At 64.4% G+C, this 23032-nt stretch carries 18 protein-coding genes; 7 read left to right on the forward strand and 11 right to left on the reverse strand.

Annotated elements, in window-relative coordinates; genetic code table 11:
* Positions 1 to 15 precede the first annotated feature (15 nt).
* Genes cobG through cobJ form a run of 4 tightly spaced genes read left to right on the forward strand, consistent with a single transcriptional unit; the run spans position 16 to position 4574 of the window.
* A complete protein-coding gene (cobG, locus tag IFT76_RS15310) occupies positions 16 to 1533 on the forward strand; it encodes a precorrin-3B synthase (RefSeq protein ID WP_192059111.1) in 1518 nt (505 codons plus the stop codon).
* Positions 1526 to 2152 carry a precorrin-8X methylmutase gene (locus IFT76_RS15315; RefSeq protein WP_122480317.1) on the forward strand — a complete coding sequence of 209 codons (627 nt, stop codon included), beginning with the start codon at positions 1526 to 1528 and terminating at the stop codon, positions 2150 to 2152. The genes cobG and IFT76_RS15315 overlap by 8 nt, the downstream gene beginning before the upstream one ends.
* Complete coding sequence (locus tag IFT76_RS15320; RefSeq protein WP_122480316.1) at positions 2152 to 2883, forward strand: precorrin-2 C(20)-methyltransferase; 732 nt, start codon at positions 2152 to 2154, stop codon at positions 2881 to 2883. The genes IFT76_RS15315 and IFT76_RS15320 overlap by 1 nt, the downstream gene beginning before the upstream one ends.
* On the forward strand, positions 2883 to 4574 hold the full coding sequence (gene cobJ / locus IFT76_RS15325) for a precorrin-3B C(17)-methyltransferase (protein ID WP_192059113.1): 1692 nt from the start codon (positions 2883 to 2885) through the stop codon (positions 4572 to 4574). The genes IFT76_RS15320 and cobJ overlap by 1 nt, the downstream gene beginning before the upstream one ends.
* A gap of 120 nt (positions 4575 to 4694) precedes the next feature.
* On the opposite strand, the gene IFT76_RS15330 is transcribed toward cobJ, so the two are convergent.
* From IFT76_RS15330 to IFT76_RS15380, 11 genes are all read right to left on the reverse strand, one after another.
* The gene (locus tag IFT76_RS15330; RefSeq protein WP_192059115.1) at positions 4695 to 7469 is read right to left on the reverse strand and encodes a hybrid sensor histidine kinase/response regulator; all 2775 of its coding nucleotides are present in this window, start codon (positions 7467 to 7469) and stop codon (positions 4695 to 4697) included.
* A 92-nt stretch (positions 7470 to 7561) separates the two neighbouring features.
* On the reverse strand, positions 7562 to 8848 hold the full coding sequence (gene purD / locus IFT76_RS15335; protein WP_185795277.1) for a phosphoribosylamine--glycine ligase: 1287 nt from the start codon (positions 8846 to 8848) through the stop codon (positions 7562 to 7564).
* 148 nt (positions 8849 to 8996) lie between these two features.
* Positions 8997 to 10604 (reverse strand): bifunctional phosphoribosylaminoimidazolecarboxamide formyltransferase/IMP cyclohydrolase, encoded by a 1608-nt coding sequence (gene purH / locus IFT76_RS15340; RefSeq protein WP_122480312.1) that lies wholly within the window; start codon positions 10602 to 10604, stop codon positions 8997 to 8999.
* An 80-nt stretch (positions 10605 to 10684) separates the two neighbouring features.
* Positions 10685 to 11005, reverse strand: a complete 321-nt coding sequence (gene fis, locus IFT76_RS15345) for a DNA-binding transcriptional regulator Fis (protein ID WP_049861977.1) — start codon at positions 11003 to 11005, stop codon at positions 10685 to 10687.
* The gene (gene dusB / locus IFT76_RS15350; RefSeq protein WP_192059117.1) at positions 11002 to 12015 is read right to left on the reverse strand and encodes a tRNA dihydrouridine synthase DusB; all 1014 of its coding nucleotides are present in this window, start codon (positions 12013 to 12015) and stop codon (positions 11002 to 11004) included. The genes fis and dusB overlap by 4 nt, the downstream gene beginning before the upstream one ends.
* Before the next feature lie 167 nt (positions 12016 to 12182).
* Positions 12183 to 13283, reverse strand: coding sequence for a DUF3426 domain-containing protein (locus IFT76_RS15355; protein ID WP_192059119.1), 1101 nt, complete (start codon positions 13281 to 13283; stop codon positions 12183 to 12185).
* A gap of 41 nt (positions 13284 to 13324) precedes the next feature.
* Positions 13325 to 14203 (reverse strand): 50S ribosomal protein L11 methyltransferase, encoded by an 879-nt coding sequence (prmA, locus tag IFT76_RS15360; protein WP_122480309.1) that lies wholly within the window; start codon positions 14201 to 14203, stop codon positions 13325 to 13327.
* A gap of 148 nt (positions 14204 to 14351) precedes the next feature.
* Positions 14352 to 15698 carry an acetyl-CoA carboxylase biotin carboxylase subunit gene (gene accC / locus IFT76_RS15365; RefSeq protein WP_122480308.1) on the reverse strand — a complete coding sequence of 449 codons (1347 nt, stop codon included), beginning with the start codon at positions 15696 to 15698 and terminating at the stop codon, positions 14352 to 14354.
* Positions 15699 to 15715: 17 nt separating this feature from the next.
* On the reverse strand, positions 15716 to 16168 hold the full coding sequence (gene accB / locus IFT76_RS15370; protein ID WP_122480307.1) for an acetyl-CoA carboxylase biotin carboxyl carrier protein: 453 nt from the start codon (positions 16166 to 16168) through the stop codon (positions 15716 to 15718).
* 385 nt (positions 16169 to 16553) lie between these two features.
* Positions 16554 to 18335 carry a protein-disulfide reductase DsbD gene (locus IFT76_RS15375; RefSeq protein ID WP_192059121.1) on the reverse strand — a complete coding sequence of 594 codons (1782 nt, stop codon included), beginning with the start codon at positions 18333 to 18335 and terminating at the stop codon, positions 16554 to 16556.
* A gap of 169 nt (positions 18336 to 18504) precedes the next feature.
* A complete protein-coding gene (locus IFT76_RS15380; RefSeq protein WP_192059123.1) occupies positions 18505 to 20451 on the reverse strand; it encodes a methyl-accepting chemotaxis protein in 1947 nt (648 codons plus the stop codon).
* Between the two features lie 285 nt (positions 20452 to 20736).
* On the opposite strand from IFT76_RS15380, the gene IFT76_RS15385 reads away from it, so the two are divergent.
* The 3 genes from IFT76_RS15385 (at position 20737) to IFT76_RS15395 (ending at position 23013) form a co-directional block, all read left to right on the forward strand.
* Entirely contained in the window at positions 20737 to 21807 is a 1071-nt protein-coding gene (locus tag IFT76_RS15385; RefSeq protein WP_122480304.1) for a DUF2333 family protein, read from the forward strand.
* A gap of 4 nt (positions 21808 to 21811) precedes the next feature.
* A complete protein-coding gene (locus IFT76_RS15390; protein WP_192059125.1) occupies positions 21812 to 22354 on the forward strand; it encodes an NUDIX hydrolase in 543 nt (180 codons plus the stop codon).
* Between the two features lie 287 nt (positions 22355 to 22641).
* On the forward strand, positions 22642 to 23013 hold the full coding sequence (locus tag IFT76_RS15395) for a translation initiation factor Sui1 (protein WP_192059127.1): 372 nt from the start codon (positions 22642 to 22644) through the stop codon (positions 23011 to 23013).
* Positions 23014 to 23032 lie beyond the last annotated feature (19 nt).

A 23032-nucleotide genomic window follows, 5' to 3' on the forward strand; every position in this document is an offset into this window, starting at 1 on the left:
ACGGGCAGACTTTTCATGCCTTCGGCCAAAGCAGGCATAATACCGCGCCTTACCCATTCCAGTGGTTTTTCGCGCGTGTCCGGTGCCCCTTTGAACAAGACTTCGAACGTTGTCCGCCCCTCGGCGTGTCCGGGGTTGCTGCGTATCGTGCAGGCATTGGACGGAGGGATCTGCCGTATCAAACTCGCCGGCGGCGAACTGGGTGCGGACCAGGCCGAGGCCGTCGCCGAAGCCGCCGAGCGGTATGCCGGGGGAACGATCGAGGCGACCAACCGCAGCAATCTGCAGATTCGAGGTATCGGTGAACGTCATCAGGCCTTGATCGAGCACTTGCTGCAGGCTGGCTTGGGTCCACGGGACGCGGCCGGTGACGACGTGCGCAATGTCATGCTCGGCCCCACCGCGGGCATCGACCCCCGCCAGGTCGTCGACACGCGCCCATTGGCGGCCCAGGTCATCCACAGCCTGGAAACCGAGCCGCGCTTTCATGCGCTGTCGGCCAAGTTCGCCGTGCAGTTGCACGGCGGCGAGCGCCTGGCGATGCTCGAGCATCACCACGACCTGTGGCTGTCGGCCTTCGAACGCGATGGGCAGTGCTGGTGGGCGTTCGGCCTGGCCGGCTGTCCCGGGAGCGACTCGGCCGTGGGCGCCGTGCCTTTCGACCAAGGCCATGCCTTGGTGGTGGCGGTGTTGGACCGCTTTCTCGAACTGGCGCGCCCTGAACACACGCGAATGCGCGATCTGCTTGCCGACGCCGTCTTCGCAGGCACAGGGCTCAGCCGCCCGCCTCGCTCCCACAGGATCCTCGTCGCTGATACCACCATGCCAGCCCCCACAGCCAAGGCAGGCAAGATTGCTGCACCAGTGGGAGCGGGCTCTGCCCGCGAAGAGGCCGCCACTGACACTACCCAGGCATTCCTCAGCACCCTGGGTCTGCCTGTTTGCCCTGCACCACTTGGCAGGCCGCTGGCCACCTTCAAACTGGGCATCCAGCCACAGCGCCAACCGGGCCTGAGCTTCATCTGCACCCTGGTCCCTCTGGGACGGCTGACCCCAGCGATGCTGCGCGGCGCCGCCCAGCTCGCTCGCGAACACGGTAACGGCACCCTGCGCATGACCCCGTGGCAGGGCCTGCTGCTACCTGACCTGCGCGATCCCGAACCCGTGCTCCAGGCCCTGACCCAGCTGGGCTTCATCACCGGGCCGCAACAGCCCTTGGCGGCCATGATCGCCTGCACGGGCGCCAGCGGCTGTGCCAAGGGCCTGGCCGACACCAAGGCGGATGCCGTTCGCCTCGCCGCTTTGCTGCCTGCGCGGGCGCCGCTGAGCGTACATCTGAGCGGCTGCCCACGTTCATGCGCCGCGGCCCATGTCGCCCCGGCGACCCTGCTGGCCAGTAGCGCCGGCCATTATGACCTGTATCTGCGCGACGCCGAACGACCCGGATTCGGGACTCTGCTCGCGCGCCATCTTTCACTGGATGCGGCCGCTGCCCTGCTGCGCGACCGCTCACGGAGCGACACCCATGATTGACTACATCCGCGATGGTCAGGAGATCTATCGCAACTCCTTCGCCATCATTCGTGCCGAAGCGAAGCTGGATCAGATCCCCGCAGACCTGGAAAAGCTCGCCGTACGGGTCATTCACGCCTGCGGCATGGTCGATGTCGTGCAGGACCTGCGCTTCTCGCCCGGCGCCGGCAAAGCCGGCCGCGACGCCCTTGCCGCCGGCGCGCCGATCCTGTGCGACGCGCGCATGGTCGCCGAAGGCATCACCCGCGCCCGGCTGCCTGCGAACAACCAGGTGATCTGTACCCTCAAGGACGACAGCGTGCCAGCCCTGGCCCAAGCCTTGGGCAACACCCGCTCGGCGGCTGCGCTGGAGCTGTGGCGGCCCCATCTGGAGGGCTCGGTCGTGGTCATCGGCAACGCGCCGACTGCGCTGTTCCACCTGCTCGACATGATCGATGCCGGCGCGCCCAAGCCCGCCCTGATCCTCGGCTTTCCAGTCGGTTTCGTCGGCGCGGCCGAGTCCAAGGCGATGCTGGCGGCGGACAGCCGTGGCGTGCCGTTCGTCATCGTCGAAGGCCGCAAGGGTGGCAGTGCCATGGCCGCCGCCGCGGTCAATGCACTGGCCACGGAGGTCGAGTGATGCAACCGCGTGGCCGTCTGCTGGGACTGGGCGTAGGCCCGGGCGATCCCGAACTGATCACCGTCAAGGCGCTGCGCCTGTTGCGCGAGGCGCCGGTGGTGGCCTATTTCGTCGCCAAGGGCAAGAAGGGCAACGCCTTCGGCATCATCGAGGGCCACCTGCAGGCTCTGCAAACCTTGCTGCCGCTGGTCTACCCGGTGACCACCGAAGCGCTGCCAGCGCCGCTGTCCTACGAGCAGGTCATCAGCGATTTCTACGACACCGCCAGCCTGGACGTCGCCGCGCACCTGGATGCCGGCCGCGACGTGGCAGTGATCTGCGAGGGCGATCCGTTCTTCTATGGCTCCTACATGTACCTGCACGACCGGCTCGCCGAGCGCTATGAAGCCCAGGTGATCCCTGGCGTCTGCTCGATGCTCGGCGGTGCTTCGGTGCTGGGCGCACCCTTGGTGTATCGCAACCAGAGCCTCTCGGTGCTCTCGGGCGTGCTGCCGGCGGACGACCTCAAGCGTCGCCTGGCCGACGCCGACGCCGCCGTGATCATGAAGCTGGGCCGCAACTTTCCCAAGGTCCGCCAGGTGCTGATCGAACTGGGCCTGGGCGAGCGCGCCCTGTATGTCGAGCGCGCCACCATGGCCAACCAGAAGATCGTCCCCCTGGCCGAGGTCGATCCGACCTCGTCGCCCTATTTTTCCTTGATCATCGTTCCGGGTGAGAGGTGGCAAGGCTGATGAACGCCCCAGCAATCGTCATTCTCGGCAGCGGTGCCCTGACCACCGCGCGGCGCCTGCAGCAACTCTATCCACAGGCGCTGATCCACGGCCTGGCCGAGCGCGTGACCGGTGTCGAGCGCAGCTATCAGGACTTCGGCGCCACCTTGCGTCAGTTGTATCGACAGGACACCCCGATCATTGCCCTGTGCGCGGCGGGCATCGTCATCCGCTGCCTGGCGCCGCTCCTGCTGGAGAAGGGCGCCGAACCGCCGGTGCTGGCCGTGGCCGAAGATGGCAGCGCGGTGGTGCCGCTGTTGGGTGGCCTGGCCGGGGTCAACGTGCTGGCTCGCGAGATTGGCGCAGGCCTGGGAATTGCGGCTGCGATCACCACCAGCGGCGAGCTGCGCTTCGGTACCTGCCTGCTCAACCCGCCCAGCGGCTATGCCCTGGCCGACCTGGAACTGGGCAAGCGCTTCGTTTCCGACCTGCTCGCCGGTGAGCGGGTGCGCGTCGAAGGCGCCGCGCCCTGGCTCGCCGACGCACGGCTGCCCGAAGACGCACAGGCGCGCCTGGCCATTCATGTTGGCAGCGAGGCGCGGGCACCGGTTGCCCACGAACTGCTCATCCATCCGCGCAACGTGCTGGTGGCGGTGAATTCAGCGTTGCCCCATTTGGCGGAGGCCGTGCGTGACGCACTGCAGGGCCGTCGTATTGCCCTGCCATCACTGGCGTGCCTGCTGGCGGACGAGGGCGCCATGGCCGATTCTGCGCTGCACGATGCTGCCGCCGACTTGGGCGTGCCGCTGCGGTTTGCCCCGGCGCAAGGCTCGCTGGTGCAGATGGCCGGCCACGCGGTGCCGCAGTCGTCGCCCGTGGCGATCGGCGAACACATGGCAGTCGCCATGGCCGAGCAGCCACTGGACCTGTCAGGTATTGGCCGGCCGCGCGGACGTCTGGCCGTCATCGGCCTGGGCCCCGGCGCCGCCGACCTCATGGTCCCGGCGGTCAAGACGGAGCTGGCGCGTGCCAACGACATTCTGGGCTACGAGACCTACGTGCGCATGGCCGGCCCGTTCCGCGCCGATCAGGTGCTGCACTGCACCGACAATCGCGAAGAGATGCAGCGTGCCCGGCACGCGTTCGAATTGGCCGCTCAGGGTCGCTCGGTGGTGGTGGTGTCGTCCGGTGACCCCGGCGTGTTCGCCATGGCGGCTGCGGTGCTGGAAGCGCTGCACGAATCCGCCGACCCGAGTTGGCACGCGGTAGAGCTGCAGATGCTGCCAGGCGTCTCGGCCTCCCTGGCCACGGCGGCCCAGGCCGGCGCACCGCTGGGCCACGATTTTTGCGTATTGTCGCTGTCCGACAATCTCAAACCCTGGGCCATCATCGAGAAGCGCCTGGACCTGGCCTGTCAGGCTGATCTGGCCCTGGCGTTCTACAACCCGATTTCCCGCTCGCGGCCGTGGCAACTGGGCAAGGCGCTGGACATCGTTCGCCTGCATCGCACGCCTGCCACCCCCGTGGTGCTGGGCCGCGACATCGGCCGTCCCGGCCAGACCTTGCGGGTCATCACGCTGGGCGAGCTGACGCCTGAGCAAGTGGACATGCGCACCATGGTGCTGGTGGGTTCTTCCACTACCTGCACCTTCGCCAAGGCCGCAGGCGGCACCTGGGTATACACCCCACGCTGGTACGGCACCAAGCCCTGATCTACAAACGAACACCAACCGCTGCCGGACGCCCCCTGTAGCAGCGGCGCAAGCCGCGTCAGGCTGCACCGCGCATTTCCTGACGTACCGCGTGTGACGCCGACGCGGCTCGCGCCGCTGCTACGGGGTCAGGGGGTTTTCAACGGGGGGGATGATGGCCTCGCGCTGGGAGGCCCAGTGCTCCACCAGTTCGCGCAATTGCGACATTTCGATCGGCTTGGCCATATGCCCGTCCATGCCGGCCTGGCGCGCCTGCTCCTTGTGCTCGCTGAGAATATGCGCGGTCAGCGCCACCACCGGTGTGCGCACGCGCTGGTTGCCCATTTCCCAGGCACGCAACTGACGGGTCGCCGAGAAGCCGTCGAGAATCGGCATTTCACAGTCCATCAGCACCAGGTCGTAACGCTGGGCCTTCATCGCCTTCAGGGCTTCCTCGCCATTGCTGGCCGTGTCGGGATGCAGGTTGAGCTTGCCGAGCATGCCGCGGATCACCTTGGTGGAAATGTTGTTGTCTTCGGCCACCAGAATACGAAAGTCACCTGGCACATCGATCGGCGCCAGGTGGGCGGCAGCGAGTGGCGGTGCCTCGCTTTCTCCACGATGGCTGAGCTCGTCGGCCAGGGTGGTCTTGAGGGTGTACCCGGCCACCGGTTTGGCCAGGATGCGCTTGATCCCGGCATTGCGCGCGACCACCTTGCTCGGCGCATTGCTGATACCGGTAAGCATGATCAACAGAATGTCGTGGTTCAGGCTTGGATCTTCCTTGATCTTCGCGGCCAGCTGCATGCCGGTCATGCCGGGCATGTTCTGGTCCAGCAAGACCACGTCGAAATAGTCACGCAGGTGCGCCTTGGTTCGCAGCAAGGCCAAGGCCTCCTTGCCCGACGGCACGGAGCTGACATTCAGGCCCCAGGCACTGCACTGCTGCACCAGTACCTTGCGGCAGGTCTCGTTGTCGTCGACCACCAGCACCCGCGCGTTCTTGAGCGGCAGGTCGAGGTCCGAAGAGGGCTGCTCGAGGCGTTGCGGATCCAGCGGCAGGGTCAGCCACAGGGTGCTGCCATGCTCGCTGCCGCTCTTGATGCCGAAATCTCCCTTCATCAACAGCACCAGTTGGCGGGCGATCACCAGCCCCAGATGCCCGCTCAGGCGGTTGCCGTCGAGCAGGTTGGTACTGCGCAATTCGGTGTGCAGCAGCGCTTCGCGTTCGGCGCCGGGCATTGGTTCGCCACTGTCCTGCACGGCGATGCGCAGGCGCGGGGTGGCGCTGCGCTGGTCGAGCGCCACCACCAGCAGGATCTCGCCCTGGTCGGTCTTCTTCAGCGCATTGTCCAGCAGGCTCAGCAGCGCCTGGCGCAGGCGTGTCGGATCACCACTGATGACTCGCGGAACCTGGGGCTGGGTAAAACTGATCAACTCGATGTTCTGCTGCTCGGCCTTGGCGCGAAAGATGTTCAGGCAGTCTTCGATCAGGGCGTGCAGGTCGAACTGCACATCGTCCAGTTCGATCTGCCCGGATTCGATCTTGGAGATGTCGAGGATCTCGTTGATCAGACCGAGCAGCTCATTGCCGGCACTGTGGATGGTCTGCACGTAGTCGCGTTGCTTGACCGACAGCGGTGTGCCCAGCAACAGTTCGGTCATGCCCAGGACGCCGTTCATGGGGGTGCGGATCTCGTGGCTGAGCTTGGCCAGGAATTCCGCCTTGGCGTTGATCTCGGCAGTGCTGGCCGCCAGCTGCCGGCTGGCGCTGAAGCGATCCTCGCTGATGCTGCGCAGGCGCTGGGTCAGCGCGGCGTTGAGGATCACCCCGCCCACCATGGCAAACCCGAGCAAGGTGAAAATCAGCCACTGCGAAGGTGTGCGGGTCAGGCCCAGCAGCGCCGGCAATACCACCAGGCACCCCAGGTTGCACACCAGCAGCCCCAGGCAGAAGGTGCGTGCCGGGCGATAGCCCTGCAGCCAGTGCCAGATGCCGATCATCAGCATGGTCATGCTGGTCAGGGCCAGCAGGCCGTAGGCGAAGAAGTTGAACGGCAGGCCGTCGATGAACAGCAACAACAGCCCGCACAGGGCGATCAGGGCAACCTCGGCCTTGATGATGCGGTTGGAGCGCTGATGGCCGCGTACGGCGAAGAAACGCAGGCAGAACATCAGCCCGGTCATCGATGCCAGCAGCAGTGCGCTGTAGGCGGCGGGTGTACGCGCTGCCGGCCACAGCGAAACCCAGGGCCCGGTGAAGTTGAACAGGATCAGGGCCGAGGCCAGCAGGCAGGCCTGGGAGCAGGCCAGCCACAGGCTGCTGCTGGAGCGGCGATGGGCGAAGCACATCAGGTTGTGCAGGATGAGCATGGCAACGCAGCCCAGCAGCAGCCCGAACAGCAACGGCTCCCGTTGATCGGCGGCCGCTGCGGAAGAGGATTGCAGAACGATGCTGGGGCGGATCTGGTGTTCGGAGGCAATACGCAGGTACACGTCGAGATGCTTCTGGCTCACCGGCAAGGTCAGCAGATGGTCGCTGCTGGCCAGCGGCGCCTCGGTGTTGGCATCGGTGTCCGACGACACACGCCTGATCAGCGTGTCGGCGTCGAGCACATAGAAATCCAGGGCCTTCAGGTCAGGGCAGAAAATACGCAGCAACAATTCCTGGTCGGTCGGCGGCAGGCGATAGTGCAGCCACAACGCGCCGTTGGGCCCGGCCGCGTTGACCTGGCGCAGTTGCACCGGGGCGAACTGGTTCTGGAAGCGTTCGGAGCGCACGTCGCCCAACTGCAGCCGGCCGTCTTCGTCCATCAACATCGACCAGCCGCCCACCGACTCTGCCTGGGCGCCGAGCACACAGAGCAGGGCCAGCAGGCCGGCGGTGAATCCTATGGCAGTCCTGAGCCAGCGCAAGGCGAAATCCCTTCGTAGATGAATGCCTGATTATAGCCGCGTGCGCCATGAAACGTGTGTCGGGGGCTTGAAGCCCCCGACAGTCACCACGCTTATTTGCCGCTTTCGCGGGCAATGGCCCGGTAGCCGATGTCATGGCGATAGAAACAACCCTGCCAATCGATCTTCGCGGCCAGCGCATAGGCCTGGCGCTGCGCGGCGCCGACGCTGTCGCCCAGTGCCGTGGCGCACAGCACGCGGCCACCTGCGGTGACGACCTGGCCATCCTTGAGCGCGGTGCCCGCATGGAACACCTTGCCGGTCTCGGCAGCCGCCGCGTCCAGGCCGCCGATCGCATCACCCTTGGCATAGTCGCCCGGATAGCCACCCGCCGCCAGCACGATGCCGACACTCGGCCGTGGGTCCCACTGAGCCTCGACCTTGTCCAGCGCCTGGGCGAAAGCCGCTTCGATCAGCAGGATCAGGCTCGACTGCAGGCGCAGCATGACCGGTTGGGTTTCGGGGTCGCCGAAACGGCAGTTGAACTCGATGACCTTGGGGTTGCCGGCCTTGTCGATCATCAGCCCGGCATAGAGAAAACCGGTGTAGACATTGCCTTCTTCCGCCATGCCGCGCACGGTCGGCCAGATGACCTGATCCATGACCCGCTGGTGAACCTCGGCGGTCACCACCGGGGCAGGGGAGTACGCACCCATGCCGCCGGTGTTCGGGCCGCTATCGCCGTCGCCCACGCGCTTGTGGTCCTGGCTGGTGGCCATGGGCAGCACGTTCTTGCCATCGACCATGACGATGAAGCTGGCTTCCTCGCCGTCGAGGAATTCTTCGATGACCACCCGCGAACCCGCGTCACCGAAGGCGTTGCCGGCGAGCATGTCGCGTACGGCGTCTTCGGCTTCCTGCAGGGTCATGGCAACGATCACGCCCTTGCCCGCAGCCAGGCCATCGGCCTTGATCACGATCGGCGCACCTTTTTCACGCAGATAGGCCAGTGCCGGCTCGATCTCGGTGAAATTCTGGTAATCGGCGGTAGGAATCTTGTGCCGCGCGAGGAAATCCTTGGTGAAGGCTTTCGAACCTTCGAGCTGGGCCGCGCCTGCGGTGGGGCCGAAACAGTCCAGGTTGCGCGCGCGGAACAGGTCGACCACGCCAGCCACCAGCGGCACTTCAGGGCCGACGATGGTCAGCGAAACGTTCTGTTCGGCGAAGTCCGCCAGTTGCTCCAATGCCAGCACGTCGATAGCGACGTTCTCGCACTTGGCCTCGGTGGCGGTACCGGCATTGCCCGGTGCCACGAAAACTTTCTGGACCCGTGGGTCCTGGGCGACTTTCCAGGCCAGCGCATGCTCGCGCCCGCCGCTGCCGATGATCAATACGTTCATGGTTCAAAACCTCGGTAAAGCGGAATTCTAGGGGTGTTCGCGGTACACCGCGTAACGACCTGACGCGGCTTGCGCCGCTGCTACAGGGGCGGCGTACCCGTGAAACATCACTGTAGGAGGCCGCATCTTCAATGCGGCCGTCGCCAGATCAGTGGCGGAAGTGGCGCATGCCGGTAAATACCATGGCGATGCCGGCTTCGTCAGCGGCCGCAATCACCTCGGCATCGCGCATCGAGCCGCCCGGTTGGATCACGGCGGTGATGCCCACCTTGGCGGCATTGTCCAAGCCGTCGCGGAACGGGAAGAACGCATCCGACGCCATGACCGAGCCCTGCACCTGCAAGCCGGCATGTTCAGCCTTGATCGCCGCGATGCGCGCCGAATTCACCCGGCTCATCTGCCCAGCACCGACGCCGATGGTCTGGCGGTTCCTGGCGTACACGATGGCGTTGGACTTCACATACTTGGCGACTTTCCAGGCAAAGATCAGGTCATGGATTTCCTGCTCGCTGGGTGCCCGGCGCGTCACGACCTTGAGGTCATCGGCACCGATCATGCCGATGTCGCGGCTCTGCACCAGCAGCCCACCGTTGACGCGCTTGTAGTCCCACGCCTCGGCACGCTCGGCCGACCACTGCCCGCAGGCCAGCAGGCGCACATTGGCCTTGGCCGCCACGATGGCGCGGGCTTCCTCGCTGACGCTCGGGGCAATGATCACTTCGACGAACTGACGCTCGACGATGGCCTTGGCAGTGGCCGCATCCAGCTCGCGGTTGAAGGCAATGATGCCGCCGAACGCCGATTCGGTATCGGTGGCGTAGGCCAGTTCGTACGCCTGACGGATGCCGCCCTCGGCGTCCGGGCACACGGCCACGCCGCAGGGGTTGGCATGCTTGACGATGACGCAGGCCGGCTTGACGAAGCTCTTCACGCACTCCAGGGCGGCGTCGGTATCGGCCACATTGTTGTAGGACAGCTCCTTGCCCTGCAGCTGGGTTGCCGTGGCAATGCCCACTTCGGCCGGCTGCGCCTCCACATAGAATGCCGCTTTCTGGTGCGGGTTCTCGCCGTAGCGCATCTCCTGCGCCTTGACGAACTGGCTGTTGAAGGTCCGCGGAAACTCGCCGCGGCCTTCGGTGCCCAGACGCTCGCCGGTCTGGTCGATGGTGCCCATGTAGTTGGCGATCATGCCGTCGTACGCGGCGGTATGTTCGAACGCCTTGAGCATCAGGTCGAAGCGCTGCGCGTAGGTCAGGCCGCCGGCCTTGAGCCCGGCCAGCACCTGGGCATAGTCACCGGCGTTGACCACGATGGCCACGTCCTTGTGGTTCTTCGCCGCGGAACGGACCATGGTCGGCCCGCCGATGTCGATGTTCTCGATGGCCGTGGCCAGGTCGCAGCCAGGCTTGGAAATCGTCGCCTGGAAGGGGTAGAGGTTGACCGCCACCAGGTCGATCGGCTGGATGCCGTGCTCGGCCATGATCGCGTCGTCGGTACCGCGACGGCCGAGGATGCCGCCATGGATCTTCGGATGCAGGGTTTTCACGCGGCCGTCCATCATCTCGGCGAAGCCGGTGTAGTCGGCCACTTCCACGGCGGCCACGGCGTTGTCGCGCAGCAGCTTGAAGGTACCGCCGGTGGACAGGATCTCGACGCCAAGGGCTTCCAGTTCGCGGGCGAATTCAACGATTCCGGTCTTGTCGGAAACGCTGATCAAGGCGCGGCGGATCGGCAGGCGGGTGGTCTGGTCGGTCATCACGATTTCCATCTTCAAAGCGTAGAAGTCAACAAAAAAGGCGAACCGCTGGGTCGCCTTTTCTGGTTTGAATGCTTCGGTTACAGCAGGTCGTACTGCTTGAGTTTCTTGCGCAGGGTGCCTCGATTCAGGCCCAGCATCTCGCTGGCCTTGGTCTGGTTGCCCTTGACGTGGTTCATGACGCTTTCAAGCAGGGGAGCTTCGACTTCGGACAGCACCAGGTTGTACACGTCCGTGACGGAGGCGCCTTCGAGGTGGGCAAAGTAGTTGTGCAACGCCTTCTCGACACTGCCGCGCAGGGTCTGGCCCTCTTCGCTCGGCGTGTTCAGATGCTGCTTGAGGTTTACATTGTCGCTCACAGGCGTTGTTCCACTCACTAAAGTCTCGCTCATCATCGTCATGCGGCCACCTCTTTCGCGTCCCTTTCACCAAGGCTTCTATAGCGCTCGCCGAAAAACTCGCGAACGTTGGCGCATTGCTCTTGCGTCTCTTGCAGCCCATTGAAATGGCTGCGAAATTCACGCCCGCCAGGCTGTGTACACAGATACCAGCCAACATGCTTGCGGGCGATGCGCACGCCCATCACATCGCCGTAAAAGGCGTGCAGGGCCTGCAGATGTTCCAGCAGAATGCTTTCCACTTCACTCAACTGCGGTGCCGGCAGCAGCTCGCCGGTGCGCAGGTAATGCTCGATCTCCCGGAAGATCCAGGGCCGACCCTGGGCCGCGCGCCCTATCAGCAGGCCGTCGGCACCGGTCGCCTGCAGTACCTGCCGGGCCTTGTGCGGTGAATCGATGTCGCCATTGGCGAAGACCGGGATGGACACCGCCTGCTTGATCGCAGCGATGGTGTCGTATTCGGCTTCGCCGGTGTAGAGGTCGGCGCGTGTGCGACCGTGCACCGCCAACGCGGCGATGCCCGACTGCTCGGCAATCTTTGCAACAGCGATGCCATTGCGGTTGGAGCGGTCCCAGCCCGTGCGAATCTTCAAGGTCACCGGTACATCCACGGCGGCCACCACAGCTTCCAGAATCTGCGCCACCAGCGCTTCGTCCTTGAGCAAGGCAGACCCCGCCGCCTTGTTGCACACCTTCTTCGCCGGGCAGCCCATGTTGATATCGATGATCTGCGCCCCGGCCTCCACGTTCGCCCGTGCTGCCTGGGCCAGCATCTGCGCGTCCCCTCCGGCGATCTGCACCGAGCGTGGCTCGGGATCGCCCTCGTGGACCATGCGCAGACGGGACTTGCGGCTGTTCCACAGGCTCATGTCGCTGGTGACCATTTCCGACACCACCAGGCCTGCGCCCAGGCGTTTGCACAACTGACGAAAGGGCTGGTCGGTAACCCCGGCCATGGGGGCCAGGATCAGCGAGTTGTTCAAGGTGTATGGGCCGATGCGTACCGCCGACATAGGACTTCCCTGTTGTGGGGCCGGATCATGAGAGTTCGAAAAAGGGTTGGCATAATACCCGCTCTCGATGACGGGTTAAAGATAGATTTGGATAAAATCTGAACAGTTATCTGCCCGCGCGGACAGCTTTGAACAGGCGCAGTCCACCCTTGCCCCAGAGCATCTGGCTATTCGGGCGAGCGGAAACTGAGGCTGTAATTGACCGCCGAAGGGCCTGGGTCGAGGATGTCCAGGGCAATGTGGATGGGCGTTTGCGGCGGCATCTCGGCCTTGCCGGCCAACTCGCCGTCGAGGTATTCGCTGGGCTTGAAGCGACGGCTGGCGATCAACTGGCCATTGAGGTCGGCAAAGCGCAGCTCCAGCAACGGAAAAGGCTGCGAGAACGCCGCGCGGTTGTAGATGATCGCATCCACCACCAGCGCCCCGGCGAACTCGGGATGGCTGCGCACCACCAGGTTGCTGCTTTTTACCAGGGCAATATCGACCTTGGCCGGCACACTGCAGCCTATAACGGGGCACAGCTGCTGGAACAGCGGCCGGTACTGGTCCTGACGGGCCAGTTCGGCGAAATGATAGACCACGTACTGCACGCCCAGGCCCAACGCGGCAACGATCGCCAGGCCCAGCCACAACAGGCGCTTGCCCCAGTGCGAGCGGGGCTTCTCCCAGGCCAGTTGCATCGGCTCGTCCAGCAGGTCGGCCAGATCGTCCTCATCCCGCACGGCAGGTTCATTGCGGGTTGCCTGGCCCTTGCGAGTGCTGGTGGCGGCAGCAAGAGGCGGCTCGTCTCGATCATGCTCGTCGAGTGCCGATAACCGGCCGTGGCCATCCACCGACGGCTCGTCATCGACGTGGGCCTGGTCGAGGGCCTCGGAATGGGAAAACGAAGGCTCTGTCCGCTTGGCAGGTGTCGGCGCTTGGTCTTCGTCCAGTGCCGGCAGCCGTTCGATGATCGGTGGCAAGGCCGCCGCATCGGTATCGGCGTCGTCCCGGCGCGCGCTCAGGCTGTCCATTCTGGGAGTGTCACCCAGCTCGAGCCGATCCAGGTCTATGTCACCATTGGTCCACGGCCGCGGAGCCAGCTCCGGCGGTCTGGGCAAATTGGCCGGGGTCAGGGTCGCGCTCTGTTCGAGCAGCTGTCGGGCCGCATTGAAGACCTGCAGGCAGGAGCCGCAGCGAACCACGCCGCGCGCCACGCTCAACTGGTTGTGGCTGACGCGGAAGCTGCTTTGGCAATGCGGGCACTGGGTGACGAAACTCTCGCTCATGCGCAGGTCCTGGTAGGGCCGGGGGACATTCTGGATGGAGCTCAGCGGCGACGGCCGCTGATGCGTACCCAGCCGTCACGGTTGGCAATCGGATCCAGCTCGAAGTCCTGTGCGTAGGCTGCCGCGACTTCTTCGCCCTGTTCGGCGAGGATGCCGGACAGCGCCAGCAGTCCGCCAGGCCGGACCAATCCGCTGAGCTGGGGTGCGAGGCTGACCAGGGGACCTGCAAGAATGTTGGCGACCAGCACATCGGCCTGCTGAGCGGGGAGGTCGGCAGGCAGGTACACCGGGAAGCGATCGTCGGCAATGCCATTGCGCTGGGCGTTGTCGCGTGAAGCCTCCAGCGCCTGCACATCGATGTCGGTGCCAACCGCCTGACGCGCGCCCAGCAGCAACGCAGCGATGGCCAGAATGCCCGACCCGCAGCCGAAATCCAGCACCTGCGTGTCCTGCAGCTGCTGCCCGTCCAGCCATTCCAGGCACAGTGCCGTGGTCGGATGGGTGCCGGTGCCGAACGCCAGGCCTGGGTCCAGCAGCAGGTTGACCGCCTCGGGTTCCGGGGCCTGGTGCCAGCTGGGCACGATCCACAAACGGCGGCCGAAGCGCATGGGCTGGAAATTGTCCATCCAGCTGCGCTCCCAGTCCTGGTCCTCGATCACTTCGGCGTGATGCTCGGGCAGGGCGGCGTCGGTCAACAACTGCAAGTGGGCGAAGACTGCGCCGGCGTCGGTGTCGGCTTCGAACAGCGCCAGCAAGTGGGTGTGCGACCAGAGCGGCGTGGTATTGAGTTCGGGCTCGAAGATCGGCTGGTCTTCGGCATCCATGAACGTCACGGACACGGCACCGACTTCCAGCAGGGCGTCTTCATAGGTTTCGGCTTGTTCTGGGCTGATGGCCAGACGGACTTGCAGCCAAGGCATGGCGGGCACCTTCGATCTAAACGGGGGGCGCAGCACGTTCGCTGCGACAAGCGCGCCAGTTTACGCGAGGACAGGCGCGAGGACCAAAAAAAACCCGGCTCGAAAGCCGGGTCGTTTTTACATCTACACCTTCACGTCGCCAACCGAATCACTTCTGACCGGCCAGCTTGTGTTCCAGGTAGTGGATGTTGACGCCGCCCTTGCAGAAACCTTCATCGCGCACCAGGTCGCGGTGCAGTGCGATGTTGGTCTTGATGCCGTCCACGATGATCTCGTCCAGGGCGTTGCGCATACGGGCCATGGCCTCGTCGCGGTCCTTGCCCCAGGTGATCAGCTTGCCGATCAGCGAGTCATAGTTCGGCGGTACCGCATAGCCACTGTACAGGTGCGAATCGACGCGAACGCCATTGCCGCCCGGTGCGTGGAAATGCTTCACGGTGCCGGGGCTCGGAATGAAGCTCTTCGGGTCTTCGGCGTTGATCCGGCACTCGAGCGAGTGACCGCGAATGACCACGTCGTCCTGGGTGAACGAGAGCTTGTTGCCGGCGGCGATGCTGAGCATCTCCTTGACGATGTCGATACCCGTGACCATCTCCGATACCGGATGCTCTACCTGCACGCGAGTGTTCATCTCGATGAAGTAGAACCGGCCGTTTTCGTAGAGGAACTCGAAGGTACCGGCGCCGCGGTAGCCGATCTCGATGCAGGCCTTCACGCAACGCGCCAGGACTTCCTCGCGCGCTGCTTCGTCGATGCCCGGTGCCGGTGCTTCTTCCAGCACCTTCTGGTGCCGGCGCTGCAGCGAGCAGTCACGGTCGCCCAGGTGGATTGCCTGGCCCTGACCGTCGGACAACACCTGGACTTCCACGTGACGCGGGTTGGTCAGGAATTTTTCCAGATACACCATCGGGTTGCCGAACGCGGCACCGGCTTCGGTGCGGGTCAGCTTGGCTGAGGCGATCAGGTCTTCTTCCTTGTGCACCACGCGCATGCCGCGACCACCGCCGCCGCCAGCGGCCTTGATGATCACCGGATAGCCGACTTCACGGCCGATGCGCAGGGCCTCTTCCTCGTCTTCGGGCAGCGGGCCATCGGAGCCGGGCACCGTCGGTACGCCCGTCGCGATCATCGCGTGCTTGGCCGACACCTTGTCGCCCATCAGGCGAATGGTTTCTGCAGTCGGGCCAATGAAGGCGAAACCGGATTTCTCGACCTGCTCGGCGAAGTCCGCGTTCTCGGCGAGAAAGCCGTAGCCTGGGTGAATGGCAGTGGCGCCAGTCACTTCGGCCGCGGCAATGATCGCCGGGATATGCAGATAGGACAGGTTTGCAGGCCCCGGCCCGATGCACACCGACTCGTCAGCCAGGCCAAGGTGCATGAGCTCCTTGTCGGCCTTGGAGTAGACGGCAACGGTCTTGATGCCCAGCTCTTTGCAGGCACGCAGGATCCGCAAGGCGATTTCGCCGCGGTTGGCGATCAGAACTTTTTCCAACATCGCAGGCTCTCCGCTGGTCAAACGATGGTGAACAGCGGCTGGTCGTACTCAACCGGCTGACCGTCTTCTACCAGGATCGATTCGATCACACCGCTGGTTTCAGCTTCGATGTGGTTCATCATTTTCATTGCTTCGACGATGCACAGGGTATCGCCTTTCTTGACCGTCTGGCCTACTTCGGCAAAGGCCGGCGAGGCTGGCGACGCCTTGCGGTAGAAGGTGCCGACCATCGGCGAACGGGCCACGGTGCCGTTGAGCTTGGCAGCCACAGGCTCGGCCGGGGCGGCAGGTGCTGCGGCGACGGGCGCTGCGGCAGGCGCGGCCATCGGCGCCGGTGCATAGTACTGCTGGGCCGGGGTCTTGCTGTGACGGCTGATCCGTACGGATTCTTCGCCTTCCTTGATTTCCAGCTCGTCGATGCCGGACTCTTCCAGCAGCTCGATCAGTTTCTTGACTTTACGAATATCCATCAATCATCAACTCCCAAGGGTCGGTCAGGGGCGTTCAGTAGGTGTTCTTGCCATGCGCCTTTCGAAGAAGGCTGCAAACACTCATGTGCCGTTGAAAAGGGCCGAGTGACGGCGAAAATTCTCGAACGTGCCGGTGAAAAATACGCACGTCGAACAGTGGGATGCTCATCGACAGCAGCGCGTCACGTCAGGGGTGACATCGGTCATGAAAAGCTGTCGAGTCATGTCCATTTCCAGCGGTGTCTCGCCTTCGGCTTCACGGGCAAAGCGGGCGAACTATGCCGGAAACCTCAGGCGTATGTCCAGTTAAGCGCAATAGCCCGCACGTTGTCCGATGTTTGCGCAAAATTTGTGACTCGCTTGTCGGTTTCGGTCACCACCCGAGTCATGGATTGCCAGCGGGAGGTATTTTCCCGAGGAACGTTGCCGCATCGACTTCACCGACGACACGTGAGGCTGCCTGTTCATTGCCGTTGCCGTCGAAGAACAGCAATGCGGGCGGCCCGAACAGCTTGAAGCGATCGAGCAGGGCACGCTGTTCCGCGTTGCTCTGGGTGATGTCCAGGCGCACCTTGCGGTAACCCTGCAGCCCTGCGATCACCTGCGCATCGGTCAGCACTTCATGCTCGATGACCTTGCAGCTGATGCACCAGTCGGCATACCAGTCCAGTACCAGCGGTTGCCCGGCGGCAGTTGCCTGGCGCAGTGCCAGCTCGAAGCCTTCGGTGGTGGTGACCGTCTGCCAGGCGTCCTGCGCAGCCGTCGGGGCAGTCGCTGGCGCACCGGTCGTGGCCGGGCGCGCCAGCGGCTGGAACGGATCGGATTGGCCGCTCAAAGCGCCGTGCCAGCATGCCAGGGCATAAAACACGAAGGCCAGCCCGAGCACCTGTTGCAGACGCTGGCGCGCAGGTTTGGCCACCCACTCCAGAGCCCCCATGAACACACCGATGCCGGCTGCCAGCAGGCCGATCAGCAGCAGGGTCACGCTGCCTGGCAGCACCCGAGCGAGCAGGGCGATGGCCAGGCCCAGCAGCAAGATGCCAATGGCATTTTTCACGGTCACCAGCCACGGCCCGCTTTTGGGCAGCCAGGCCGCGCCACCGGTAGCCACCAGCAACAACGGCGCGCCCATGCCCAGACCCAGTGCAAACAGTTTCAGTCCGCCCCCCAGGGCATCGCCGCTGGCGCTGATATAAAGCAGCGCACCGGCCAGCGGCGCCGATACGCACGGCGACACCAGCAGGCTCGACACGACCCCCAGCACGGCGGCTCCCCACAGCGAGCCGCCCTTGGCATTGCCGGCCACGCGGTCGAGGCGCTGGCTCACGGCAGCCGGCAGTTTGAGCTCGAACAGGCCGAACATGGCCAGCGCGAATACCACGAAGAACAGGGCGAACGGCACCAGCACCCACATCGACTGCAGCCGTGCCTGCAGGTTGAGTTCGGCGCCGAACTTGCCCATCAGCGCACCCAACAGGGCGAAACAGACGGCCATCGGCAGCACATAGGCCAGCGACAGGCTGAAGCCGCGCAGCCCGCCCACCTGCCCGCGCAGCACCACACCGGACAAGATTGGCAGCATCGGCAGCACGCAGGGCGTGAAGGTCAGGCCGATACCGGCCAGAAAGAACAACGCCAATTCATGCCATTGCCAGCCTCCTGAGGCCCCGGCATCGCTCGCCACCGGGGCAGCCTGGCCGATGCCAGGTACGGAAAGGCGCTGGGTTTCCGGTGGGTAGCACAGGCCCTTGTCGGCGCAGCCCTGGAAGCCTACAGCCAGGGTGAATGCGCGCGAGTCTCCGGCGGGGCGAGGGATCTTCACGTCGAGAATGCCGTGGTAGACCTCGACATCGCCGAAATACTCGTCGTGTTTCTGCTCGCCGGCCGGCAGTTGCGCGGCCCCCAGCGCGATGTCGGCAGGCTCGGCCTTGAATTCGAAGCGATGGCGGTAGAGATAGTAGCCTTCGGCAATCACGAAGCGCAGGGTGATGTCCTGCGCAGAAGCCTCTACCTGTTCGAGTTGGAACGCCTGGCCGACCGGCAGGAAGTCGGCGCCGTTGTTCAGCGAAGCACCGCCCAGAGTGGCGCTGGGCCGTGCGTCGAGCAGGCCGGAAGCCGCGACGGGCAGTGCGAAAACCAACAACAGAAGGCAAAGCAGGCGGCGCATGACAGTTCTCGAACAGCAATTGAGCGCGCATCATACTGGAGCGATGCGGTACTGCCGAATCGCCAGGGCCCGATTTCATGTAACAGGATGGGTCGCCCAGATAGGGTCGCCTGGATAAGGTCGCCTGGACAGGGTCGCCCGGATAGGGTCGCCCAGTCCGCTACAAGCCCTAGACCCTGAACGCCTGCACCGCCGTGCGCAATTCGCCACCCAGACGCAACAGATGCTCGCCCTGCGCGCGCCCTTGGCCGATGCGCAGCAGGTTGTCTTCACCCAAGCCATGAATGCGCTCGCCGTGCTCGCGAATCTCGCCCACGGCACCGCTCTGCTGCGCGGTTGAATCGGCGATGCGCACGGCGGTGGCAGAGATGGTCTGGATGGCCGCGACGATCTGCGCCAACGCCCCGTCCGCTGCCTGGGCCTGGCTGGCCGTCGCCTGGGCATGAACGACTTGGGCGCGCATGCCGTGCACGGACTCGCGCGCCGCCGTCTGCAGGTTGCCAATCAAGCTCTGGATCTGATGGGTCGCCCCGGTCGTGCGCGACGCCAGCGAACGGACCTCTTCGGCAACCACCGCGAAGCCGCGGCCCATTTCTCCGGCACGCGCCGCTTCGATTGCGGCATTGAGGGCCAGCAAGTTGGTCTGGTCGGCGATCGAGCGGATAACGGTCAGCACGCCACCGATGGTGGCCGACTCCTCGGCAAGCTGCTCGATCATCTGCGCGTTGCCCTGCACTTCACCCACCAGCGCATGCAGCCCTTTGAGGCTCTGCCCGATGACATGCTTGCCATGCTCCACCGCTTCGCCCGCCGATCGGCTGGCCGCAGCTGCCTGGCTGGCATCGTCCGCTACCTGGCCGATGGTTGCCTCCAGCTCGCCCAGCGCATCGCGAATCTGTGCGGTATCGCCGGCCTGACGCAGTGCCCCCTGGTGCAGGCCACCGCTGAGTTCGGCCAGTTGGTGACTGCTGCCGGCCACTTGCTCGGCGTTCTGGCGAATGGTGCCGACCAACGCGACCAGATACAGGCGCAAGCGGTTCAGAGACGCTTCGATGGCCTGTAACTCATGGTTGGTACGGCCCAGAGCGACGGGCTTGGCGAAATCCCCCTCGGCCCAGGTCGACAGGGCCGGATCCAGGCGTGTCAGCGCACCGGCCAGGCGGCGCTGCATGCGGTCGATGAGCAATGCGATCAACAGGATCAGGCCGATCATGGCCCCTTGCAGCAGACGCACTTCACCCTGGATTCTGGCGTGCTCCCCACGCACGGCCGGTTCCAGTTCGCTCAGGCCATGCTGGACTGCGCCGATGCGTTGCTGGGCGGCATCGGCCAGTTCGGTACGCCGCTGGATCAGCTCGCGGGTACGGCCCAGTTCGGCTGGATAGCGCGTCAGCAAGCTGGCCAGCTCACGCTTGAGGTCCACGCCATCATCCTGAGCCTCGCCGGTGTTTTCGTTCTGCAAACCCATCAGCGCCGCAAAGTCATCGGCCCCCGACGCGGTGGAGCTGGCCACGCCCAGCAGCGGCAGGCTTTGCAGCGTATCGGCCTGGGCCCTGATGCCGGCCAGTTCGCGCTCGACGTCCGCAGCCAGTTCGCTGCGCCCGCTGCTGATCATCTTCTCGCGTGCCAGGGACAGTTTTGCCAGGTGCTGGCTGGCAGGCAGCAGTGCCGCCTGATAGGGCCCGTTGCTCGCGGCATACCGAGCCAGTTGTTCCAACGTACCGCCCAGCTCGCGCTCGGCCTGCACCAGCAGCGCCTGTGGATCGCCCGCCAGCTTGCCGGCAGCGAGCAACTGCTCGGCAGTGAAGATCCTCAGCGCATCGGCATCGCCGTGCAGTGGGCCGCTCAGTTCACTGGGCAAGGTGGCGAGCCCCTCACGCAGCCGGATCAAGCCCTGGGCCGCTTCGGCATGGCGCAGCGCATCGCCGCTGTTCAGGTAATCCTGGACGTTGCGCACGACGTCGTCCTGAAACTGCCGGGACAGTTGCAGGTAGCGCTCCATCAACAGATAGGGTTTTTCCAGCGCCCGTTGCGACCACCACAGCGTCGCCGCCAGGGCGGTGCACACGGCGACCAGCAGCAGGGTGTTCAGATTGGTAAGCAGTTTCAGGCGCATGGGGGGCACTACCAACAGCGAAATGGTCAGTGCGTGAAGGTAGGGGCGGTCTGTTACAGACGCGTGACTTCAATCTGAAAAAGATGGCATATGGCCTGTATTTTAGGTCGGCCATTGAATTCGACGCTCAGACACATCCGGATGTCTTTACCGCGACTGCGACATGCCGATGCATCCTTTATAGTGGCGATACTGCCTTGCCTGGAAAACTTTGCCCATGGGAGGCACGTTAGCCGGGTGGCGAGGTCAGAACCCATGAATTCCGCGATAGAAAGGACATAAGTCATGCTGGACTGGAAGAATCGTGCGGGCAACGGCGGAGCACGCGAGCGTGCCGACAGCAGTGGCGGCCCACGCAGCCATGTCAAGAGCCTGCTGCTGAGCAAGGCCGTGCTGGGTGCGCTGGCTGTCTATCTGGTGGTGACCCTGTTGCTGGGCTGGTACTGGAGCGAAGAGCCCGAACTGTTCCCGGTGCAGCAGAATGCCCAGTCGGCCGCACAACGTGACGGCCGTCAGATGGTGGTCGGCTACACCACGGTGGAAACCCTCAAGACAGTGGCATCGACACTGCTGAACAAGCCGGGTGGCTACATTTCCAACGACCGCTTTCCGCCTGGCTTGTGGATGGACAACATGCCTAGCTGGGAATACGGTGTACTGGTCCAGGTCCGCGATCTGAGCCGTGCGCTGCGCAAGGACTTCGCTCGTTCGCAGTCGCAGTCCGCCGAAGACGCCGATCTGGCCCGCGCCGAGCCGCGCTTCAACTTCGACAACAAGAGCTGGGTGCTGCCTTCCAGCGAGTCCGAGTTCCAGGAAGGCATCAACCTGCTTACCCGCTACCAGAATCGGCTGTCCGATCCTAGCCAGACCAACGCATTGTTCTACACCCGTGCCGACAACCTGAACAACTGGCTGGGCGACGTCGGTACGCGTCTGGGCTCGTTGTCTCAGCGTTTGTCTGCCAGTGTCGGTCGCGTCAAGCTGAACACCACGCTCAAGACCGAAAGCGTGATTGCAGGCCAGGCGCCGCAAGTCGACGAAGAAATCGTCGAGACACCGTGGATGCAGATCGACAACGTGTTCTACGAGGCACGCGGTCAGGCCTGGGCGCTGTCGCATCTGCTGCGCGCTATCGAAGTCGACTTCGCCGATGTATTGGCGAAGAAGAATGCAACCGTCAGCGTGCGCCAGATCATCCGTGAACTGGAAGCGTCCCAGGCACCGGTATGGAGCCCGATGATTCTCAATGGCAGCGGTTTCGGCATGTGGGCGAACCACTCGCTGGTGATGGCCAACTACATCTCGCGGGCCAACGCCGCCGTCATCGACCTGCGCCAACTGCTGTCGCAGGGCTGAAGACATGCCGATCTCGACCCAGGAGGTCGAACATCGTGCAGCGTCCGATGCCGAGTCGATCGCCTGGGTCGACGAGTCCGATCAGCTGCTGGGGACCTTGCCCAGGTCAGAGCTGCGCGAACGTGGGCTGATCGGCCGCGGCACCTACATCCTCCTGTTCAACAGCCAGGGCGAGCTGTGCGTGCACCGGCGCACCTTGAGCAAGGCGATCTACCCTGGCTACTGGGACGTGGCTGCAGGTGGCATGGTGCAGGGCAACGAGACCTACATCGAATCAGCCGCGCGCGAACTCGAGGAAGAACTGGGTGTGCGTGGCGTCCAACTGATTGCACACGAGCATTTTCTGTTCGACCAGCCGGGCAACCGAGTCTGGTGTGCGGTGTTCTCCGCGGTTTGGGATGGCCCGCTGGAGCTGCAGCCCGAGGAAGTGCTGGAGGCCCGGTTCGTCCCGGTCCAGCAGGCTCTGGATGAGAGCACCACCGAGCCCTATTGCCCCGATTCTCTGGCTGCATTGCTGCGATTCCTGACCTGCCGGGACAATGCCTGACTCCGTGCAGCATCATGTAGGAGCGGCCATCGGCCGTGAATCACACGACGCGGCTCGCCTGATACACCACGCTGTGCTTTTCGCGGCCACGGACCGCTCCTACGTGCATCCCCTGCGCCCTGTAGGAGCGGTCATCGGCCGCGAAACGGGCATCGCGGTATTCCCTGTACAGCCTCGCACTTCATGAAATCATTCGATCCTCGGCAATTGCCTCCACCAGGCACTTAGCATGCACCCGGTTTCCCGCTAAACTGCTCGGCCTGATCCACTTCACATGAGGCATGCCGGTGGCCAAGAAAGCCGCATCCTTCGCCGCCCTCGGCGGCTTGGTGTTCTCCACCGACAGCGGTCGGCATTGTCCGGACTGCCGTCAGCCCATCGACGCCTGCACCTGCAAGCAAACGGCCGTGGCCGAGGGCGACGGCATCGCCCGTGTGCGGCGCGAAAGCAAAGGTCGCGGCGGCAAGACCGTGACCACCATCACCGGTGTCCCACTCCCGGCCGATGAGCTCAAGGAGCTGGCGACCACCCTCAAGCGCCGTTGCGGCACAGGCGGTGCGTTGAAAGACGGCGTCATCGAAATCCAGGGCGACCATGTCGAGCTGCTGCTCGCCGAGCTGGTCAAGCAGGGCTTCAAGGCCCGCAAGTCCGGTGGTTGAGCCGCACACCCTGTAAACT

Source organism: Pseudomonas sp. CFBP 13727 (assembly GCF_014841915.1).
Taxonomy (GTDB): domain Bacteria; phylum Pseudomonadota; class Gammaproteobacteria; order Pseudomonadales; family Pseudomonadaceae; genus Aquipseudomonas; species Aquipseudomonas baltica.

What these genes read in the sequence shown, in the direction of transcription:
- cobG (WP_192059111.1), top strand. Translation starts at nt 16, where the DNA reads ATGCCTTCGGCCAAAGCAGGCATAATACCGCGCCTTACCCATTCCAGT.
- IFT76_RS15315 (WP_122480317.1), top strand. Translation starts at nt 1,526, where the DNA reads ATGATTGACTACATCCGCGATGGTCAGGAGATCTATCGCAACTCCTTC.
- IFT76_RS15320 (WP_122480316.1), top strand. Translation starts at nt 2,152, where the DNA reads ATGCAACCGCGTGGCCGTCTGCTGGGACTGGGCGTAGGCCCGGGCGAT.
- cobJ (WP_192059113.1), top strand. Translation starts at nt 2,883, where the DNA reads ATGAACGCCCCAGCAATCGTCATTCTCGGCAGCGGTGCCCTGACCACC.
- purD (WP_185795277.1), bottom strand. Translation starts at nt 8,848, where the DNA reads ATGAACGTATTGATCATCGGCAGCGGCGGGCGCGAGCATGCGCTGGCC.
- purH (WP_122480312.1), bottom strand. Translation starts at nt 10,604, where the DNA reads ATGACCGACCAGACCACCCGCCTGCCGATCCGCCGCGCCTTGATCAGC.
- fis (WP_049861977.1), bottom strand. Translation starts at nt 11,005, where the DNA reads ATGACGATGATGAGCGAGACTTTAGTGAGTGGAACAACGCCTGTGAGC.
- dusB (WP_192059117.1), bottom strand. Translation starts at nt 12,015, where the DNA reads ATGTCGGCGGTACGCATCGGCCCATACACCTTGAACAACTCGCTGATC.
- IFT76_RS15355 (WP_192059119.1), bottom strand. Translation starts at nt 13,283, where the DNA reads ATGAGCGAGAGTTTCGTCACCCAGTGCCCGCATTGCCAAAGCAGCTTC.
- prmA (WP_122480309.1), bottom strand. Translation starts at nt 14,203, where the DNA reads ATGCCTTGGCTGCAAGTCCGTCTGGCCATCAGCCCAGAACAAGCCGAA.
- accC (WP_122480308.1), bottom strand. Translation starts at nt 15,698, where the DNA reads ATGTTGGAAAAAGTTCTGATCGCCAACCGCGGCGAAATCGCCTTGCGG.
- accB (WP_122480307.1), bottom strand. Translation starts at nt 16,168, where the DNA reads ATGGATATTCGTAAAGTCAAGAAACTGATCGAGCTGCTGGAAGAGTCC.
- IFT76_RS15375 (WP_192059121.1), bottom strand. Translation starts at nt 18,335, where the DNA reads ATGCGCCGCCTGCTTTGCCTTCTGTTGTTGGTTTTCGCACTGCCCGTC.
- IFT76_RS15380 (WP_192059123.1), bottom strand. Translation starts at nt 20,451, where the DNA reads ATGCGCCTGAAACTGCTTACCAATCTGAACACCCTGCTGCTGGTCGCC.
- IFT76_RS15385 (WP_122480304.1), top strand. Translation starts at nt 20,737, where the DNA reads ATGCTGGACTGGAAGAATCGTGCGGGCAACGGCGGAGCACGCGAGCGT.
- IFT76_RS15390 (WP_192059125.1), top strand. Translation starts at nt 21,812, where the DNA reads ATGCCGATCTCGACCCAGGAGGTCGAACATCGTGCAGCGTCCGATGCC.